Annotated in this window: 17 protein-coding genes; 4 read left to right on the forward strand and 13 right to left on the reverse strand. The window is 68.8% G+C overall.

Going from position 1 to position 18,752, the window contains the following annotated elements; all coding sequences use genetic code 11:
- Nucleotides 1–263: 263 nt before the first annotated feature.
- From catC to benA, 8 genes are all read right to left on the reverse strand, one after another.
- A complete protein-coding gene (catC, locus tag ACOKR1_RS10345) occupies nucleotides 264–542 on the reverse strand; it encodes a muconolactone Delta-isomerase (RefSeq protein WP_422936528.1) in 279 nt (92 codons plus the stop codon).
- 8 nt (nucleotides 543–550) lie between these two features.
- Nucleotides 551–1,654 carry a mandelate racemase/muconate lactonizing enzyme family protein gene (locus ACOKR1_RS10350; protein WP_422936529.1) on the reverse strand — a complete coding sequence of 368 codons (1,104 nt, stop codon included), beginning with the start codon at nucleotides 1,652–1,654 and terminating at the stop codon, nucleotides 551–553.
- A complete protein-coding gene (locus tag ACOKR1_RS10355) occupies nucleotides 1,644–2,597 on the reverse strand; it encodes a LysR substrate-binding domain-containing protein (RefSeq protein ID WP_422936530.1) in 954 nt (317 codons plus the stop codon). The genes ACOKR1_RS10350 and ACOKR1_RS10355 overlap by 11 nt, the downstream gene beginning before the upstream one ends.
- Before the next feature lie 112 nt (nucleotides 2,598–2,709).
- A complete protein-coding gene (locus ACOKR1_RS10360) occupies nucleotides 2,710–5,568 on the reverse strand; it encodes a LuxR C-terminal-related transcriptional regulator (protein ID WP_422936531.1) in 2,859 nt (952 codons plus the stop codon).
- 99 nt (nucleotides 5,569–5,667) lie between these two features.
- Entirely contained in the window at nucleotides 5,668–6,507 is an 840-nt protein-coding gene (locus tag ACOKR1_RS10365) for a 1,6-dihydroxycyclohexa-2,4-diene-1-carboxylate dehydrogenase (RefSeq protein WP_422936532.1), read from the reverse strand.
- On the reverse strand, nucleotides 6,504–7,571 hold the full coding sequence (gene benC, locus ACOKR1_RS10370; RefSeq protein WP_422936533.1) for a benzoate 1,2-dioxygenase electron transfer component BenC: 1,068 nt from the start codon (nucleotides 7,569–7,571) through the stop codon (nucleotides 6,504–6,506). Before benC ends, ACOKR1_RS10365 begins: the two co-directional genes overlap by 4 nt.
- 13 nt (nucleotides 7,572–7,584) lie before the next feature.
- Nucleotides 7,585–8,103 (reverse strand): benzoate 1,2-dioxygenase small subunit, encoded by a 519-nt coding sequence (benB, locus tag ACOKR1_RS10375; RefSeq protein WP_422936534.1) that lies wholly within the window; start codon nucleotides 8,101–8,103, stop codon nucleotides 7,585–7,587.
- Nucleotides 8,104–8,136: 33 nt separating this feature from the next.
- Complete coding sequence (gene benA, locus ACOKR1_RS10380; RefSeq protein ID WP_422936535.1) at nucleotides 8,137–9,513, reverse strand: benzoate 1,2-dioxygenase large subunit; 1,377 nt, start codon at nucleotides 9,511–9,513, stop codon at nucleotides 8,137–8,139.
- A gap of 246 nt (nucleotides 9,514–9,759) precedes the next feature.
- Between benA and catA the strand changes: the two genes are divergently transcribed.
- A complete protein-coding gene (gene catA, locus ACOKR1_RS10385; RefSeq protein WP_422936536.1) occupies nucleotides 9,760–10,626 on the forward strand; it encodes a catechol 1,2-dioxygenase in 867 nt (288 codons plus the stop codon).
- 432 nt (nucleotides 10,627–11,058) lie between these two features.
- On the opposite strand, the gene ACOKR1_RS10390 is transcribed toward catA, so the two are convergent.
- Together ACOKR1_RS10390 and ACOKR1_RS10395 are read right to left on the reverse strand one after the other, a co-directional pair.
- Nucleotides 11,059–11,256: a hypothetical protein gene (locus ACOKR1_RS10390; RefSeq protein ID WP_422936537.1), complete on the reverse strand. Its 198-nt coding sequence runs from the start codon at nucleotides 11,254–11,256 to the stop codon at nucleotides 11,059–11,061.
- Between the two features lie 94 nt (nucleotides 11,257–11,350).
- Nucleotides 11,351–11,995 carry an NADPH-dependent F420 reductase gene (locus tag ACOKR1_RS10395; RefSeq protein WP_422936538.1) on the reverse strand — a complete coding sequence of 215 codons (645 nt, stop codon included), beginning with the start codon at nucleotides 11,993–11,995 and terminating at the stop codon, nucleotides 11,351–11,353.
- 843 nt (nucleotides 11,996–12,838) lie between these two features.
- On the opposite strand from ACOKR1_RS10395, the gene ACOKR1_RS10400 reads away from it, so the two are divergent.
- On the forward strand, nucleotides 12,839–14,116 hold the full coding sequence (locus ACOKR1_RS10400) for an integrase core domain-containing protein (RefSeq protein ID WP_422933017.1): 1,278 nt from the start codon (nucleotides 12,839–12,841) through the stop codon (nucleotides 14,114–14,116).
- Between the two features lie 55 nt (nucleotides 14,117–14,171).
- Here the strand turns inward: ACOKR1_RS10400 and ACOKR1_RS10405 are convergent, their stop codons facing one another.
- Entirely contained in the window at nucleotides 14,172–14,375 is a 204-nt protein-coding gene (locus ACOKR1_RS10405) for a hypothetical protein (protein ID WP_422933018.1), read from the reverse strand.
- Nucleotides 14,376–14,570: 195 nt separating this feature from the next.
- On the opposite strand from ACOKR1_RS10405, the gene ACOKR1_RS10410 reads away from it, so the two are divergent.
- Nucleotides 14,571–15,623, forward strand: a complete 1,053-nt coding sequence (locus ACOKR1_RS10410) for an LLM class flavin-dependent oxidoreductase (RefSeq protein WP_422933019.1) — start codon at nucleotides 14,571–14,573, stop codon at nucleotides 15,621–15,623.
- A 349-nt stretch (nucleotides 15,624–15,972) separates the two neighbouring features.
- The gene (locus ACOKR1_RS10415; protein ID WP_422933020.1) at nucleotides 15,973–16,938 is read left to right on the forward strand and encodes an IS481 family transposase; all 966 of its coding nucleotides are present in this window, start codon (nucleotides 15,973–15,975) and stop codon (nucleotides 16,936–16,938) included.
- A gap of 13 nt (nucleotides 16,939–16,951) precedes the next feature.
- Here ACOKR1_RS10415 and ACOKR1_RS10420 read toward each other — a convergent pair whose 3' ends face one another.
- Both ACOKR1_RS10420 and ACOKR1_RS10425 read right to left on the reverse strand, forming a co-directional pair.
- Nucleotides 16,952–17,701, reverse strand: coding sequence for an HpcH/HpaI aldolase family protein (locus tag ACOKR1_RS10420; protein WP_422933021.1), 750 nt, complete (start codon nucleotides 17,699–17,701; stop codon nucleotides 16,952–16,954).
- A complete protein-coding gene (locus ACOKR1_RS10425; protein ID WP_422933022.1) occupies nucleotides 17,701–18,630 on the reverse strand; it encodes a DUF6282 family protein in 930 nt (309 codons plus the stop codon). The genes ACOKR1_RS10420 and ACOKR1_RS10425 overlap by 1 nt, the downstream gene beginning before the upstream one ends.
- Nucleotides 18,631–18,752: the final 122 nt, after the last annotated feature.

The raw sequence follows: 18,752 nt of genomic DNA on the forward strand, positions 1-18,752 counted from the left end.
GAGCTCCCCTTGGCTGAATCCGAGTGAACCCGTCACGGTCATGAACTTCTCGCTCCCCTTGACGGGGTAAGCGGAGCAGGGTCTCGTTGGTCCCTGACACGGCCGAGGGCCTGGCACCTGAAAGGGGCTGGTCAGCGGCAGATACGCGGAACGGCCAAGGCGACTGCGGCGACCCCCCGGGGTGCAGTCAGGCAAAGGGCACAGCTCCCGCACGCGGGAGCCGTGCCCTTCTGTGCGCCCTTGCAATGCAGACCGGCCGCCCGTCAGGCGATTGCCGAAGGGTGGCGGGCGAGGGGAGTGACCTTGATGTCCATGTACGGAAAGAGCGGGAGGGCGGACAGGAGCTCGTGGAGCTCGTCGTTGCTGCCGACGTCGAACACCGAATAGTTGGAGTACTCCCCGACGATGCGCCAGATGTGCGGCCAGCGGCCGTCGTGCTGGAGCGACTGGGCGTATGCCTTCTCTCGCGCCTTGATCTGGTCGGCCTGCTCGGGAGGCATGCCGACCGGGAGGTGGACGTCCATTCGGACCATGAATAGCATGTCGCCTCCTAGGAATCCTGGCGGTAGTGGGCGAGCTTGTCCTCGTCGATCTCTGCCCCGACGCCGGGGGCCTCGCGGACTCGGATCTGCCCGTCGCGGATCTCGATGGGCTCGGCGAGGAGGTCGTCGGCCATGTCGAGGAAGTTGGAAAGCTCCCCGGCGCGGCGCTGGCTGGCCTCGTGGGCGGCGCCGAACGTGACCGTGGCGAGGCTGCCGATCTGGGTGTCGATCTGGTTGCCCATCGTCACGTCGACGCCGAGCCCGGTGCACAGGCCTAGGATCTCCTTGGCTTGGGTGAAGCCGCTGCGCGCGGTCTTGATGCAGATCGCGGTGCACCCTCCGGAGAGGAGTTCGCGCGCGGCGTCCCCCGGGGTCGGGACGGACTCGTCCCCGACGATCGGGATCGGCGACTGCTGCACGAGCCGGCGGCGGCTCAGTGCCTCGCCGGCGTCGCAGGGCTCCTCGAGCATCGTCAGGCCCATGCCCTCGGTGCGCCGCAGGACTTCCAGTGCCTCGTTCGCGGTCCAGCCGCGGTTCGCGTCGAGGTAGATCTCGGCGTCCTCGCCGAGGCCCTTGCGCAGGACCTTCAACGCTTCTACATCGAGGGAGAGCGGCCGACGCCCGGTCTTGAGCTTGAACGTCGTCACCCCGTAGTCCTCGCGGAAGCGCAGGGCCTCCTCGAGGAGTTCCAGCGCGGGCCGGAAGCCGAGCATATGCGAGACGCGCATGCTCTCGCCGTAGCCGCCAAGCAGCTTGTGCACCGGGACGCCGAGCGATTTGCCGACCAGATCCCACAGGGCGATGTCGAGCGCGCCCTTCGCGGTCGGGTTGTTGACGGTGCGGGCCATGATCCGCTGGGCCTTGTCCCTGTCCAGGGGATCCAGGCCGATCAGCTGCGGGGCGAAGATCTCCCTCACCACCGACATGATCGAGGCCTGAGTCTCCCCGTACGTGTACGGCCGCGGCGGCGTGTCCGCGATCCCGAGAAGGCCGTCGTCGGTGTGGATCCGCACCAGGACATGCTCGGCCGCGTAGACCTCGCCGCTCGCGAACCGCAGCGGGTGCGTATAGGGGATCGAGTAGGGGATGGCTTCGATGCGCTCAATCTTCATTGGCGGTTGCCTCCAGATGCGACGAATGGGCGACGGCGACCGGCCGGGAATCGCTTCCGCCGGCACCGGGTTCGGAGATGGTGTCAAAGAGGCCGAGGAAACGGCGCACGAGCGGGGTCGTCTCGTCCGCGCGCCAGGCCACGGCAAGGTCTACCAGGGGTGCACGGCGCAGCGGGCGGAAGACGATGCCCTGGAAGGTGAACACGCGCGAGGTCATGGGCACGAGCGCGACGCCCATGCCTGCGGCGACGAGCGAGAGGAGTGTGGAGGTCTCTGCAGCCTCCTGGACGACGCGCGGGGTGAACCCCTGGTCTCGGCAGGCCTCACGGAAGATCCTGGTCACGACCGAATCCGCCGGGTAGCCGACGAAGGGCTCCTCGGCGAGCTGGGCCAGATCGAGCTGCGCGTGCTCTGCCCATGGCGAGGCTGTGGGCAGCGCGGCCATGAGCCGGTCCTGCTCGAGGAATGCGAGCCTGATGTCGGGGGAGGCGATCGGAGGGCGGAGGATGGCGACGTCGAGCCTTCCCTCTTCGAGGTCCGCCACCATCTGCGGGGTGAGCATCTCCCCGTGCACCGTCAGCTTGAGGCCGGGAAGCTCCTGTCGGACCTTCTGGACGAGCGTGGGCAGGAGCCGATACGTCGCGGAGCCGGACAGGCCGATCCTGATGACTCCGGCGGCTCCCGCGCCCACCTGGGCGACGTCGGATTCGAGCTCCTCGAGGTCCTGGAGTATCCGGCGTCCTCTGTCGAGCAGGAGCTCGCCGGCGGGCGTGAGCTCGACCTTGCGCGTGGTCCTCTCGAACAGGGGCGCTCCGAGCTGCTCTTCGAGCTGCTTGATCTGCTGGGACAGCGGGGGCTGGGCCATGTGGAGGCGCAGGGCGGCCCTGCCGAAATGCTTCTCCTCGGCGACTGCGATGAAGTAGCGCAGATGCCTGGTCTCCATCGGTCTCTCCTGCCTTCTCGGGGGCGTGCGCGCCTGCAGCCCGCTTCAAGCCTAGGCTGGACGTTCTGTCGGGAGAAATACCCAATTCTGCCCCATTGAAAGGCGGCAGGTCTCAATCGCGGAAGGGCCGTTGGGAGCTCTGGTCTCCGGCGTCCGCCGCCTGATCTTCCTCGTGGGCCTCGCGTGACCCGTAGAGCGCGGCGAGTTCCGACCGGGACCCGATGCCGAGCTTCGCGTAGATGCGGGTGAGGTGGTATTGAACGGTCTTCACCGAGACGAAGAGCTCGCGGGCCGCGTCCCGGTTGCTCAGCCCGGTGGCGACCAGGCGGGCGACCGCATCCTCTTGGGCGGTGAAGGCTGGCGTGGAGGGGGAGGGCGGGTGGCGGAGGGCGCCATCGTGCTCGCGCGCCGAAACGGCACCGGAGCGGAAGGCAGCGGTGCCGGCGGCCTGGAGTTCCCGTTCGCAGCGGGCGACGTAGACGCTCGTGCCCAGGGCCGAGAAGGCGTCGCGGGCGGCCGCGAGGACTTCGGTGGCGTCGCGCCGTCGGCCTGCCCTGCGCAGGGTCTGGCCGTAGGCGAAGCGCACTCGCGCTGCGCCCCACGGAAGCGCCATCCCGTCGATGGCTGCGAGGGCGTCGTCGAACACCCGGACCGCCTCGTCGGGCCGGCCCTGCGCGCCCAGCAGCCGACCGCGAACGTAGCCGAGGCGCGCCATCGTGCTGCGGTGGCCGCGCAGCCTGGCGGCCTCCTCGAGGGGCGAGAGGAAGGCATCGGCTGCCTCGAGCCTGCCGGCCATGACGAGCGCGTTCGCGTACACGTCCTGCCACGGCCAGAATCCTGGCTCGTCGAGTCCGTGGGAGCGGTCCAGCTGGGCGATCGGCTCGAGTGCGCGCAGCACGGCACCGTAGTCGCCGGCGCTTTCCGCCATGGATGCGGCGGTCATCGCCCTCGCCAGGCGCATGACCGGATACGTTTCGGGGCCTGTCTGGGCGATCCTGCTGTGCTCGGCGGCCGCCGCCGTCTGTCCCCGCAGAGCGTGGACCTGCGCCGCCGTCAGATGCAGCAGGGGGGCTATGAGCTCCACGCCGACGGGAGCGTTGAGCGCGAGTCCGGCCCGGGCGGTGGCGAGGGCCTCATCCCATCGTCCGACGGCGAATTCCGCGCGCGCCAGCCAAGCGTGGGCCCACAGGGTGATCCGCAGCGCGCCCGGCCTTCGGGCGGGCGGGATCGCTGCCCGAAGGTCGAGCCTCGCCGTGTCGAGATCGTCCAGCGCGAGCGCCAACCAGCCTCTGCCGAGGTGGAGGCGCTGGTCGCGGCCTCCCAGATGGGGTGAGGCAGCGAGGTCGTCGTAGGCCTGCCAGGCCTCCTGCCGGCGCCCCATGGATCCGAGCGCGAGCCCGAGCATCGCTCGGGATTCGATGCCTTCGGGGCTGTCGGGGCCTGCAAAGCGGACGGTGGCCTCCGTCCAGGAGAGCATGGCGGGGGCGTCCCAACTTCCTAGGGCGTCGAGGACGCGGTATTGGGCGATGCGAGCGGAGAGGTCGGCGGGGGCGTCCGGTGGGCGTGTCTCCCAGGCCCGGGCAAGGAGCACACCGGCACGCCGAGCCTGGCCGGTGTGGATCGCATGGTAGGCAAGTGCGGCGTCGCGTTCGGGACTCTGCGGAAGCGATTCGATCTGGCGGGCGAGGGGAGCAGCCCTTGCCAAGTCTCCGGCACCCACCATGGCCTCTGCCGCGCGCAGGAGCCGATCCTCGCGCTGGGCGGGATCGGCGTGGAGCCGGGCCGCAGCGACGAGCGCGTCCGCGGCGGCATTCCAGTCGCCATCGGCCGCCTCGGCCTCGGCGAGTCCGTCCACTGCGGCGGCGAGCTCTCTGTCGGGCATGGGTGCCGCAGCGACGAGATGGCGGATCCTCTCGCGGGTCGTCTCGACCATTTCGGCCGCGCGCCGGTGGAGGGACGCTGCGAGGAGGGGCCCCAGACTCTCGTGAACTGCCGCTGCCACGAGCGGATCCGCCATGGTGAGGCGGAGGCCGCCGGCGACGGTGTGGCACTCGAGGAGCCCGGCGGCCCATGCGGCGTCTACGGCGTGGAGGACGGCGTCCGGGTCGTCGGGAAGCCCGGCAAGTGTCCTTGCCTCCGAGGCGCTGGGTGTGCCGAGCACGCTGACGGCCTGGACGAGGGCGCGGGCCGGGTTGGGCAGCGACGCGAGTGTTCTCGCCGTGCGCTGTGCCAGGGATGGCAGCACCGGAGGAGGTCCTTCGGCTGCCACCCTCGCCGCGCCGAAGGACTCCACCCCATTCTGGAGGGCCTCCAGGGCAAGGGAGGGATTCCCGCGGCTGGCATCCCATAGGGCCTGGAGGGCCTCTGGTGCGAGGTCGGCCCCAAGACGGACCTTGGCCAGATCCTTGAGCCCTTCCAGGGTGAGCGGGCCGAGGCGGAGGCGTGGGGCGTCGACCGCCTCGGCGAATCCCGCTGCGACGCCGCCCGTGCGCGCGCCAGCGGTCCCCATCGTGGCGATGACCGAAATCGCAGGGCCGAGGCGCCGTAGCGCGAAGGCCAGCGCTTCGAGGGATAGGGCGTCGGCGTGGTCGATGCCGTCGAGCAGGAGGAGCGCGGGGTTCTCGGCAGCGAGGCCACGGAGGACGGTAAGCGCGGCCCGTCCGGCAGGGAGCCAGTCGGGCTCGCCCTCGGGCCGGCCCCACGAATCCTCGTGGGCCTCTGCGCCTTCCTCGGGGGCGGGGGTGATGCCGAGCTGGGCGAGGAGTCCGCCCTCCAGGCCGTGCTCCCACGGGGTCGCCGTCGCCGAGAGGAAGGCCAGTTCCGGATGGTGCTCGGCATAAGCCAGGGCCAGGGCGGTCTTGCCGATGCCCGGGGGACCCTCGATGACCACGCGTCCGCCGGCGCCCAGGAGCGTTTCCACTTCGGAGAGGTCCTGGGCGCGGGCGACCACGGCTTCGTGGGGTTTGACCATGTTCTGAGGCTAGCGGGAGGGATGGCCGAGGGCACTGCCTCGGCCCCCTGCCGACACAGTCCCCCTCGGGCAGCACGGGGCTGGGGCTGTGCCTTCGGTCTAGCCGAGATCGCCGCCAGCGACGGGCAGGATGGTGCCGGTGATGTACGAGGCCTCGTCGGAGGCGAGGAAGCAGATGGCAGCGGCCTGCTCATCGAGGGACCCATACCGCTTCATGAGGGACGATTCCACGGTCTGGTCGACGATCTGCCGGTACCACGCCCTCTCCTGCTCCGATGCGGGGAGGGGCCCGCGCTGGACCGTACGGGGCGGAGCCTCTGTTCCGCCCGGGGCGGTCGCCACGACGCGGATGCCATGGGGCGCCGCCTCGAGTGCCAGGGCTGTAGTGATCGCGCGCACGCCGCCCTTGGACGCCGCGTACGGGACGCGGTTGACGCCGCGGGTCGCGACGGAGGAGACGTTGACGATCGTCCCCGATCCCTGGGCGATGAGGTGGGGGAGCGCCGCCCGGCACATCCACAGCGTCGGGAAGAGCGACCGGCGCACCTCCTTCTCGATCTCTCCGGGCGTGTAGTGCTCGTACGGCTTGGCCCAGATCGTCCCGCCGACATTGTTGACCAGGATGTCGATGCGTCCGGCTGCGGCGAGGGCACCGTCGACGGCAGCCTCCGCGCCGTCATAGGCCTCGAGGTCCGCGGTGATGCTGTGCGCCTTTCCTCCCGCCGCCCGGATCCCCTCGGCGACCTCGTGGACGAGCTCGGCGCGGTCGACGAGGACGGCTTCGCCGTCCTCGGCCGCGATACGCTCGGCCACCGCGCGGCCGATCCCCTGCGCCGAGCCTGTGACGACCACGCTCCAGCCGGCGAAACGGCCTGCGAAGACCGCCGGCCGTTCGCCGCCGGAGGCCCTGCGCGGGCCCCTGGGCGCCTGAGCGTTCATGCAGCATCCTGTCCGGGCTGCAGGGCAGGGGCGTGGGGGACTCCCACGGCGAAGCGCTCGTAGTAGAAGTTCGCCGGCGTGATGCCCTCGCTGCCCCAGTACCGGCGTACGGCGTCGACCATGGCCGGTGGGCCGCACAGGTACACGTCCACATCGCCGTCGTTGAGGTGCTTCGGGGCCAGATGCTGGGTGACGTAGCCCTTCTTCGGGTGCGCGGAGTCGGGGTAGGCGACGATCGTGTCGAAGGTGAAGCCGGGAATAGCCTCGACGTAGCGCTCGAGGGCCTCGACCTCCACGAGGTCCTTGTCGAACGTGACCCCGTAGGCGAGGTGGATCGGGAAGTCCGGGGCGGCGCCGGACGAGACGATCTTCTCGAGCATCGCCAGCTGCGGGGCGATGCCGGTGCCGCCGGCGAGCATGAGCACCGGGCGCTTGACCTCGCGCAGGAAGAAGCTGCCCATGGGACCCTCGAGGATGAGGCTGTCGCCCTCCCGGGCGCGCTCCTTGAGGTAGGTGGTCATGACGCCGTTGGGGGCGGTGCGGACGAGGAAGGTCAGCTCGTCGGCGTCGGGGCCGCTGCTGAAGGAGTAGCTGCGCTCCTCCTCCGTGCCGGGGACCTTGAGGTTCATGTACTGGCCGGGCAGGTAGCGCAGCTTCCCGCGGTCCTCGACCGAGATCGTCAGGGCCGCCGTGTTGTCGGCGTACCAGTGGAGCTTCTCGAGGGTGGCGGCGAACTGGCCGATGCCGCTCTTGGCCATCTCCGCGGTGCCAGAGATGCGCAGCACGAGGTCGCTCTCCGGGGTCATCTGGCAGGGGAGGCAGTAGCCGGCCTCGGCCTCCTCGTCGGTGAGGGCGTCCTCGATGTAGTCCCCGCCGTCGTACTCGCCGCTCTCGCAGAAGGCCTTGCAGGTGCCGCAGGCCCCGTCCCGGCAGTCCAGCGGGATGTTGATCCTGGCCCGGTAGGAGGCGTCCGCGACCGTCTGGCCGGGCGGGACGTTGATGAAGCGCGTGACGCCGTCCTCGAACGAGAGGGCAACGCTGTATTCGTTGGTGGTCGTTGTCATGGCGTCTCTTTCCTCAGATGTGGTATATGTCCACGACGTGGTGGATGAAGTCGTTCTTCAGGACGACCTTCTTCTTCGTGATCACCGGCTGGGTCCCGGAGAAGTCGATCGTGTAGAACGAGACGCCGAAGTAGGTGTCCACGGTCTGGTAGCGGTAGTAGATGGTGAACCAGTTGAAGCGGACGTCCACGACATCGCCGTCCTGGCGCAGCAGTTCGATGTCGGTGATGTTGTGGCCTGTGCGGGGGTCGGGCAGGCTCGTCGCACCCGAGCGCTCGGTCTTGATGCGGAATACGCGGTCCTCGAGGCCGCCGCGGTTGGGGTAGTAGATGAGCGAGATCTCCCGCTGGGGATCCTCGGTGAGGGTGTCGTCGTCGGCCCAGGCAGGCATCCAGAACTCGGCCTCGGGGTGGTAGCAGTCCACCCAGCGGTCGAACTCGCGGTCATCGAGGAAGCGGGCCTCGCGGTAGAGGAACTGGCGGATGTCCTCGAGTCTGATGGTTCCGGGATCGATCGTGGTCATGAGGGTCATGGGTATCTCCTGTGAACAGTGGGTGAGGACGTCTCAGTTGGAGGCCGCGCGGCTGGCCTGCTCGGCCTCTTCGGCTTCGACGGCTGCCCGCATCCGCTCGCGCCAGTAGCCGTGCTGGATCGGGTACAGGCCCTCGTCCTCCGTCTTGGCCCCGCTGGAGATCGGGTTGAGTCCGAGCCCCTTGGCGGTCTCGTCCGGGCCCGTCAGCTGGTGCGCCTGGCCCCGGCTCATGTCGTTCCACGGGGCCGCTCCCGCGAGGTAGGTCTTCTGGCAGGAGCGGAACTCCTCGAGGTCGTCCGGGGTGGCCATGCCGGTGGCGTTGAAGAAGTCCTCGTACTGGCGGATCCGGTTCGCGCGGGCCTCGGCGGATTCGCCCTTGGGGGCGATGCAGTAGATCGTGACCTCGGTCTTGTCCACGGAGATGGGCCGGAAGTGGCGGATCTGGGAGCTGAACTGGTCCATGAGGTAGACGTTCGGGTACAGGCAGAGGTTGCGGGAGGCGCCGATCATGAACTCGGCGCGCTCGTGGCCGAACTGCTCGGTCCACTCGGCCTTCTTCTCGAAGTTGGGGCGGTCCTGCGGGTTGCCCCACCACATCCACAGCAGAAGGTGGCCGTGCTCGAACGAGTAGTAGCCACCGCCCTGCTTGCCCCAGGTGCCCGCGTCCATGGCCTTCGTCTCGTTCGCGGACTCGCCCGTGCCGCGCCGCGCCGTGGTTGCGGCGTAGTTCCAGTGGGTCGCGGAGACGTGGTAGCCGTCGGCGCCGTTCTCGGCCTGGACCTTCCAGTTCCCGTCGTAGGTGTAGGTCGAGGAGCCGCGCAGCACCTCCAGGCCTTCGGGGGACTGGTCCACGATCATGTCGATGACCTTCGCCGCTTCGCCGAGGTGCTCCGCGAGCGGCTTCACGTCGGGGTTGACACTGCCGAAGAGGAACCCGCGGTAGCTCTCGAAGCTCGCCACCTTTGTCAGGTCGTGCGAGCCCTCCTTGTTGAACTGCTCCGGATAGCCGGCGTCCCTGGGGTCCTTGACCTTGAGCAGCTTGCCCGCGTTGGAGAACGTCCAGCCGTGGAACGGGCACGTGAATGTCGTGCGGTTGTCGGTCTTGCGCCGGCACAGCATGGCGCCCCGGTGGCTGCAGGCGTTGACGTGGGCGTGGAGCTGGCCGTCCTTGGCCCGGGAGATGACGATGGGCTGGCGCCCGATGTACGTCGTGAAGTAGTCGCCGACGTTGGGGATCTGGCTCTCATGGGCGAGGTAGACCCAGTTCCCCTCGAAGATGAACTTCATCTCGAGCTCGAAGAGCTCCTCGTCCGTGAAGATGCTGCGTTTGGCCCGGTAGGTCCCGGTGCTCGCGTCTTCGATGATCGCGTCCGAGAGCTGGTCGCGAACGTGGTCCAGGGCTTCCGTCATTGGTCTCTCCCTCTGCCTCGTGGGTTCCCGCGACGGCTGCGTCGCGGCTTTTGAAAGATCCTGTCAAGGAGTGGGGTGGATCACACTGGGGTTTTGCCTAGGGTCGACCAAGGGTGCTTTTGAAACTCCAGAAGTATCAATTCAATGGAACTAGGTATTTGTGTGCGCGCAGTTTGGGCTCCTAGCGTGAACTCATTGCACGCACCGTGCCGTACACCACAGCACCCCCGCCCACCATCGAGGAGGATGAGCATGGCCAAGACCATGACCGAATTCGACGCGAAGGCCGCCGACTCCGGCAGCAAGGCAACCGAGCGTTTCAAGGAAAGCGGCAAGCGCTCCGGGATCGCCGTGCCGAAGGAGCGCGTGTCCCTGCTGGCCCGAGAGGTCCTCGAGGCCGTCTACGGGACGATCCGCCGCCACAAGGTCACCTACGAGGAGTACAACTCCCTCAAGGACTGGCTGATCAGCGTCGGGGACGACGGCGAATGGCCGCTCTTCCTCGACGTCTGGGTCGAGCACGTCGTCGAGGAGGTGGCGACGGAGGACCGGCAAGGGTCTAAGGGAACGATCGAGGGGCCCTACTACGTGCCGAACTCGCCCGAGCAGAAGACCCCCGCGCGCCTTCCCCGCCGCGACGACGAACCGGGCATCGAGCTCACCTGGAGGGGCCAGATCCGCGGCCTCGACGGCAACGGTATCGCCGGCGGCAAGGTCGAGGTCTGGCACGCCGACGGCGCGGGCTTCTACTCGCAGTACGCCCCCGGCGTGCCCGAGTGGAACCTGCGCGGCACCGTCGTAGCCGACGGCGACGGCAACTTCGAGATCCAGACCATGCGCCCGGCGCCGTACCAGATCCCGACCGACGGCGCGTGCGGCAAGCTCATCGCCGCCGCCGGCTGGCACGCCTGGCGCCCGGCCCACATCCACGTCAAGGTCTCCGGGCCCGGGATGCAGCAGCTCACTGCCCAGCTCTACTTCCCGGGGGACCCCCACAACGAGGACGACATCGCCTCGGCCGTCAAGCCGGAGCTCATCCTCGACCCCAGGCCAGCCGCCGACGGCAAAGGCGAGGAGATGGTGTACGACTTCGTCCTCGACCCCGAGGCCTGATCCGTTCCGCCTCACCCTCATCTGGTGCACGCCCCGCCGACCAGACCGCGGGGCGTGCGCCTCTGCGCGGAGCTCGTCGAGAGGGAAGGCGAGGACCGCCGCGGCGCGCCTACTCGGCACCAGACATCCATTCCCGGTCCAACGGGACAAGCGTTTGGGGACAAGGAGGTGGAGGCCGGCCCGGCTTAGATTGCCGCCGACACTCCGAAGACCCCCAAGTGGGTCCCGCTTAAATTGCCAGGGTGGGTCCCGCCAAGACTGTCAAAACCACCTTGATGTCGCGCCATCTGTAGACCCGCAACGCAGCCGCTGCAGAAGACTATCGGATGACCCTAACGCCACATGCAACGCCGTTGACGTGTGATGTTGCGTTGGGGTGCACTCCATCGCAGCGCCGCCGACACAACTACTCTGACACCGATGGATTGACTTCTACGTGTAGTCTGCGCTGAGGCCCTCGATGCCGTACTCCCGCTCTTCGGCTTCGACCCTCCTCACCCATCGTGCATTGCGCAATGCAGCGATTGCATCGCGGGCGCTTCGGGAACACCTTCCGATCTGGAGTGGGGTTGAGGATGCCTCGTTCAGCTCGAGGGGGTTGTTCGTGCCGGTGAACTGCCACGCCTTCATCGGGGCATCTCGTTCTCTGTGCGTGCGGGCCTAGTGATGGTGGAAGGCGGCCGCCCGGACACTCCTTCCCCCGTCCGGGGCCGCCTCGGGTGGTTCAGCTTGCGGGGATGAACTTGAGCGCGGAGTCCCACTGGAACTCGGGGGCCGCCTCGTTGGCCGAGAGCAGGATGTTCAGGAATCCCGCCTGCTCGAGCTGGCGGGCGCGGCGCAGTGGGCCGACGACGATCGGCTTCAGGCCCGCGGCCTGGGCGAGCTCGGAGACGGCCCTGACGGCGTCCTCGTCGTCGCCGGCGATCAGGACGTCCAGCTGGGTCCCGGACACCTTCCCGGCCTGCAGGGTGGCGGCGAAGGTGGTGTTGAAGGCCTTGACCACCCGGGCCAGGGTGGACTTCTGGAGCTCCTCCGCCGCGGAGGAACCCTCCGGGACGGCGAGCCCGTCGAAGGTCGAGAAGTCCACCGGGTTGGTGATGTCGACGTAGACCCTGCCCCGCAGCGCCGCCCCGTAGCGCTCGGTTATGGACTTCGAGGCCTCGAAGTAGACGGCCGGGATTACGATGGCCCCGGTGATCTCGTCCCCGAGGACCCCGACGGCGGCGCTGCCTCCCAGCTCCGCGGCGAAGGCCTCGGCCTTCGCCCGGTCCGCGTGGGCGAGGACCTGGACGCTGCGCCCGGCGGCGAGGGCGCGCGAGGCGATCCCGCGGGCCATGTTCCCGGTTCCGATGATGGTGATGTCGCTCATTGGCTTCTCTTCCTATCGAGAGGAGGGCGGGAGGCTCTGTCCGGCTTTCCGAATTCGACTCCTCACACCCTGCTTACTTGAAGCTACAACTATTTGCCGGTCTCCGGTATTCCCCGAAGCCGGCTCCCGGCAGTGCGCGGGGTCGACGAACGGATGCTCGCGAGGCTCGCCTCGGACGAGCGGCGCGAGCTGCTCACGCTGCTGCGGGACCTCCTCCGCGATGACTAGCTGACGTCCTCCCGCGCCCCAAGCCCGAAGGGCGCGTACCACGGCCACAGGCACTCTGGCCTCCAGAGCGAGTCCGTGACCAACCAGGCTCGGCGACGACTGCGGCGGGTCCTCGGGCCCTCGGCCGGGGAGTGCTCGGCGAAACCGGGCGGCTCGGGCGGTGGCCTCCGCGCCGTTGCCGCTGACGGGGGCAGCTGCTGCAAGGTTCGATCTACGGATCCTCCCGGCGTCCAGCCGCCTGCCGTTCGACCACAGCGTCATTCGGTCACCTGCCGTCGGCGATGCTCCCGAGATGCGGAGCGCGGGGCGCGCTCAGGGCGCCGCGAGGGAGGACGGGCAGCGCAAGCGCCCGGAACTGGATCGCCGGCCGCCCTCGGGCGACATCTGGGCCTAGGCCCAGATGTATTCCTCGGCGATTGCCCCGCCGTGCCACCTTGCCACGGTCACCATGCGGCTCCCGTCTTCGAACTCGCCGATCACGCAGGTCCACTCCCCGGAGCCGAATCCGATCGGATGGGTGTTATGTCTCAGGACATCGGTGACAGTTCCGTGTCAGGACATCGGTGACGTTTCTGTCGTTCTTGGTGGTGACAGTTCTAGCGCTCTGATGGGCGGGTGAAGAAGAACTCCTCTGTTGATCCTCGTGTCCGGCTTGCGATTACGCAGTGGCCCGATGATGCCCCGCGGGGTGCGGTGAGCACGTTCTGTGCCGAGCATGGGATCTCGCGGAAGACCTTCTACGAGATCCGGAGGCGGAGCCTTGTGGACGGGCCGGCGGCGGCGTTGGAGCCGCGGTCCAGGCGCCCGAAGAACAGCCCGGCCAGGCTCTCGGACGACGTAAGGCAGCAGGCCGTCGGGGTGCGGGCCGCGCTCGAGCGCTCCGGGCTGGATCACGGGCCGATCAGCGTGCACGAGAAGATGCGCTCCCTGGGCATGACCCCGGTCCCCTCGCCGGCCTCGCTGGCACGGATCTTCCGCGAGGCGGGGGTCGCCCGGGCGGAGCCGAAGAAGAAGCCCCGGGCTGCGTTCCGCCGGTTCGTGTATCCGGCGCCGAACGCGTGCTGGCAGCTGGACGCGACCGAGTACGTGCTCACCGGCGGGCGGACCTGCGTGATCTTCCAGCTCCTGGACGACCACGCCCGCTACGCCGTCGCATCGCACGTGGCCGGATCGGAAACCACGGACGCGGCCATCGCCGTGGTGAGGAAGGGCATCGCCGCCCACGGGGTGCCGCAGCGGCTGCTCACCGACAACGGGACCGCGCTGAATCCCACCCGCCGGGGCGCGACCGGCCAGCTGGTCGCGTATGTGACCTCCCTGGGGGTGGAGCCGATCACGGGCAGGCCCTACAAGCCGACCACCCAGGGCAAGAACGAGCGGTTCCACCAGACCCTCTTCCGCTGGCTGGACAAGCAGCCCCTCGCCGAGACGATCGAACAGCTCCAGGAACAGGTCGACGCGTTCGACCTCGTCTACAACACCCAGCGCCCGCATCAGGGCCTGCCCGGCAGGATCACGCCCCTGCAGGCCTGGGAGGCGACCCCAAAGGCCGAGCCGCCCAGGCCGAAGCACGCACCGATCCGGCCCACGATCCCGACACCCGAGCCCGCACCGGCAACACGGATCCGCCCGGGAGTGGAAGGCTCCGCTACCCGTGCCGTGCCCGCCAACGGCGGCATCACGATCCGCGGGGTGAAGTTCCAGATCGGCAGCTCCATGACCGGCCAGAACGTCCACATCCTCTGGAACCCCGAGGGGATCATGTTCTTCGATCACCAGGGCACGCTCCTGATCCAACACCTCTGGCCGGCCAAGGGAATCACCTACGTCAGCAACGGCCGACCGGTCGGCACGAGACCCCGCCCCGCCGACAAACTGTCACCGATGTCCTGAGACATCAACCGTCACCGATGTCCTGATGCAGAACTGTCACCCATGTCCTGAGACATCACAATCCGATCGGATGGGAGGTGATCTGGGGAGGGGCGCCCCCCGCCGATTCGACGTAGGCCTTCATGGCCGCGATGTGCTCCTCGACCCCGTGCGTCGGCGGCTGCCCCTTCCAGTCCACGAGCACGTTGTCGGTGTGGTGGTGGGCGAAGACCCCGTTCCAGTCCGCATTGTTCCAGCCCTGGAAGTCGAGATCGTCCATGCCCTTGAGGTTCCGCTCGGTCTAGTCGTCCTGCATCGCCCCGTCCGTTCTCTGAGAGTGCATACGGCAATTGGAAGCTGCCGCACATGACGCAGGGGACGCTAGTAGGGGAGGCCTCGCATGCATAGAGCCTGTCGCGCGATTTCTCCCGCCTCCCCGGGAATGCCGCGCCCATTGTTGAAACTTCAAGTAGATATGGAATTCGGCATTTTCACCTTCGGCGAGCTCACCCGCGATCGGTCCGGGGCCGCCAGACCGGCGGCGCAGCGCACCCGGGAGGCCATCCGCCTCGCCGCGATCGCAGACCATGCCGGGCTGGACGTGGTGGGGCTGGGGGAGCATCACCGGCACGACTTCGCGTTCTCGGCGCCCGAGGTCGTCCTGGCCGCGATCGCCGCCCAGACCAGGCGGATCCGCCTCACGAGCGCGGTCACCGTCCTCTCGACCGCGGACCCGGCCCGGGTGTTCGAGCAGTTCGCCACGCTCGACCTTGTCTCGGGCGGGCGGGCGGAGATCATCGCGGGGCGCGGGGTCTTCCCCGAGTCCTTCCCGGTCTTCGGCTACGACCCGGCGCAGTACGAGGCCCTGTTCGAGGACAGGCTCGAGCTCCTGCTCCGGATGCGCGAGCACGCCACAGTCACCAGGCCGGATCCCAGCCCGGGCGGCCCGGACTCCCGCCGCGCCCACCATTCCCTTCGGGAGGCCGCGGTCGTGCCCCGGCCGCTCCAGGAGCGCCTGCCGATCTGGCGCGGGGTGGGCGGGACCCCGTCGAGCTTCGTGCGGGCCGGCCGAGCGGGGGTCCCGCTCTTCCTGGCCCTGCTCTCGGGCCCCCAGCACTTCGCAGAGCACCTACGGCTCTACCGGGACGCGGCCGCCGAGGCCGGGCACGCCCCGTCGTCCCTGCGCGTGGGAACGGGCAGCCACTTCTACGTCGCGCGGACCTCGCAGGCAGCACGGGAGGAGTTCTACCCGCACTACGCGGCCTACATCGAGCAGAACATGCCTCGTGCGGGAGGGAAGCTGTCACGGGAGCAGTTCGAGGCCTGGGCCGGGCCCGGCGGCGGCCTCCTCGTCGGCAGCCCCGCCGAGGTCGCCGAGCGCATCCTCGCCACCCAGGAGGTCCTGGGCACGGACCGCTTCATGGCCCATGTCGGCCTCGGAACCCTGCCCCAGGCCGAGACCGCGGCCTCGGTCGAACTGCTCGCCACCGAGGTGATGCCGGCCGTGAGGGGCTCGCTCGGCCGATAGCCACCACGACCCGCCACCCCAGGGCTGCGCGTCCGGGCATGCACAGGGGAGGGCTGAACGATAGCGGCTGGCGCGCGGTATTCCCTAGCCTCGTACGCAGGGCGCACACTCGGCCCCAGTATCGAAAAGGAGTCGCATGGCTGCCCTTTTCTCCCGCCGGGAAAGGCCCGTCGGCTGTGAGCTGGTCCCTGGTGGCCTCGGCCGCGTGGCCGCGCCGGCCCCTTTCCGCAATGGAGTCGGGCTAGGTGTACCCGGCCAGGACGTTGGTAGCGGCGAGCCTGGTTGAACGAGGGAGAACCTCCGAGTGGGATGTGGCTTGTCTAAGGCCCACTCCGACTCGGAGGTTCTCATGTCCCACGGTAGTGCCCGGCTGACCGTCCATGGTCGCCGGTTGATCGTCGAACGTCATCAGGCGGGCTGGGCGCAGGCCCACATCGCCGCTGCGATGGGTGTGTCCCGGAAGTGCGTGAAGACCTGGATCGACCGCTATGCCGCCGAAGGCGAGGCAGGCCTGGCCACACGCTCGTCGCGGCCGCACACGATGCCGACCAGGACCGGCGGGGAGGTCGAGCAGAGAGTGCTGGCTGCCCGCGCCGAGCACCGCGAGGGCCCCGACGTGCTCGGGCCCAAGGTCGGGGTCCCCGCCCGGACGGTCTCACGCATCCTGCGCCGCCACGGCGTGCCGTACCTGCGCCAGTGCGATCCGATGACCGGTGAGGTGATCCGTTCATCGAAGCAGACCGCGGTCCGCTACGAACGGCAGCGGCCCGGCGAGCTGGTGCACATGGACGTGAAGAAGATCGGCCGCATCCCCGACGGCGGGGGCTGGCGGGCGCTGGGCAGGGAGGCGACCGTGGACCACAAGCACAAGAAGGCCCCGATCGGCTACGACTACGTCCACTCGCTGGTCGATGACCACTCCCGTCTCGCCTACAGCGAGATCCTGCCCGACGAGAAGGGCCCCAGCTGCGCGGGCTTCCTCGAACGCGCGATCGCTTACTTCGCCGCCCACGGGATCACCCGGATCGAGCGACTGATGACCGACAACGCGTGGGCCTACCGGTACTCCCTGCGGGCGCCGTGCGCCGAGCACGGCATCATCCAGAAGTTCATCAGGCCCCACTGCCCCTGGCAGAACGGCAAGGCCGAAAGGCTGAACCGTACCCTCGCCGCCGAGTGGGCCTACCGCCGGGCCTACACCAGCAATGACCGACGAACAGCCGCCCTTGCGCCATGGCTCGAGCACTACAACACTGAACGCTGCCACAGCGCACTCGGAGGAAAACCCCCGATCAGCCGACTGCGACCAACCTGATGGCCGGGTACAGCTAGGCGGGCTGCAGGATTGTGGCGTACTGGCGGGCGCCGGTTGCGAGCATGGTGAGGTCCGATCCTGCGACGATGTACCGGTAGCCGCGTGCCGCTGCCTCGGCTGCGGCCTCGGGGGAGCCAGCGAAGATGCCCATGGGGACACCATGGGCGGCTGCGGCGGCCTCGATGGCTGCCGTCGCGGCGCGCATGGGATCGGAGTCGGGCTGTCCGGGGGTCCCGAGGTCGACGGAGAGGTCGACGGGCCCGATGAACGCCACATCGAGGGCGCTCATGGCGGCGTCGATCCCATCGTCGTAGTCGGCGGTCTCGAACTGGCCCACGGCGAGGACTGAGGAGTTGGAGCGCTCGAAGTGGTCGGCAAGGGTGGTCCCGATTCCGTAATCTGCTGCGGGCTGGGCAAGGGACACTGATCTGGTTCCGAGCGGGGGGTAGGAGACCAGCTTGCGGAGTTCCGCGGCGGAGGCCCCGGAGCCTCGGGCGAGTTGGATTCCCACGGCCCCGGCTTCGAGGAGCCGGTTGATGTCCCCCCGGTCGAGGGCGGGGACGCGGACGAGGACCGGCAGGCCCCGGGCACGCCCGGCTCGCACGACGTCGCAGGCCTCCCTCACGGACATCTGCGAATGTTCGTAGTCGCAGACTGCGAAGTCAAAGCCGGAGAGTGCGAGGAGGTCCACGATCTCGAACCGGGGGATCTTCAGGAACGTGCCCAGGGCGGGCCGCTCGGCCATGATGCTGCGCAGGTCCATCAGATCCCCAGGAGCTCGGCGGGGTTGTCGGCGATGAGGCGGCGGATGTCCTCCTTGGACACGCCGGCGTCGAGGAGGCCGCGGACCATGCGAGCGTAGGCGTCCACGGGCAGGGGGTTGCTCGCCTGACCCAGGTCGGAGCCGAGCAGGGTGTTCTCGACCCCGGCGGCCTTCACAAATCCGAGCAGGACGTCCAGGCCCCACTGGTAGAAGGCAGTGCGGTCGTCGTACTGGCAGATCGAGTGCTCGATCCGGGCGCCTAGGCCAACCCACTTGCGCACGCGCTCGGGCTCGGCGCCGATGACGAAGTTGGGGTGGTTCACCAGGATGCGCTTGATGCCCATGGAGGACGCCTGCTCGATGAGGGCCTCGGTCTGGTCGGCGTCGAGGTGCCCGCAGGAGAGGATCGCATCGTGGGCCCTGATGACCTCGAGGATGTCCAGGACCTCGGGCGTGAGCGCGCCCTCGGCGTCGAGGATGCCGATCTGGGTGGTGTGGCGCAGGCCGAGGTTGTTCGTCGGGAAGCGCATGTTCTGGCCCTCGGCCTCGTGTACGCAGATGTGAGCGTGCGAGGAGATCGTGGGGAACCAGACCATCCGCCCGCCCTGGGCGAGGGCGAGCTCGGCGGCGTAGGGGTTGAGGCCGCCGACGTAGTTGTTCAGAGCCACCCCGGACACCACGGGGATGGGCAGCCCGCCGAGGGCCTCGGAGGCTGCGCGGACGTCGGTGACCATCGAGTGGTGGTGGCTCTTGACCAGGATCGCCCGGAATCCGGCCTCGTGCGCCTGCCAGGCCGCCTCGGCGATCGGGAGCCTGCGCGGGAAAGGCGAGGGGCTGGGGTGGAGGTGGAGGTCGACTGCGCCGTCGAGGATCGCGGCGACTTCGGGGTCGTCGATGGTGATGGACTCGTGGCCTTCGGGCTTCAGCATGAGTGCTGTCCTTTCGCTGGGTTCCCCCGAGGGGCGTTGACAGTGACCGTGTTCACAATGCTAGGCTCGTTCCACATTCCGCACAAGTTGTTCCAATATGAGGAACAAGACATGGAAGGAGA

It is taken from the genome of Sinomonas sp. P47F7, from assembly GCF_049332655.1.
In the GTDB taxonomy this organism is placed as follows: domain Bacteria; phylum Actinomycetota; class Actinomycetes; order Actinomycetales; family Micrococcaceae; genus Sinomonas.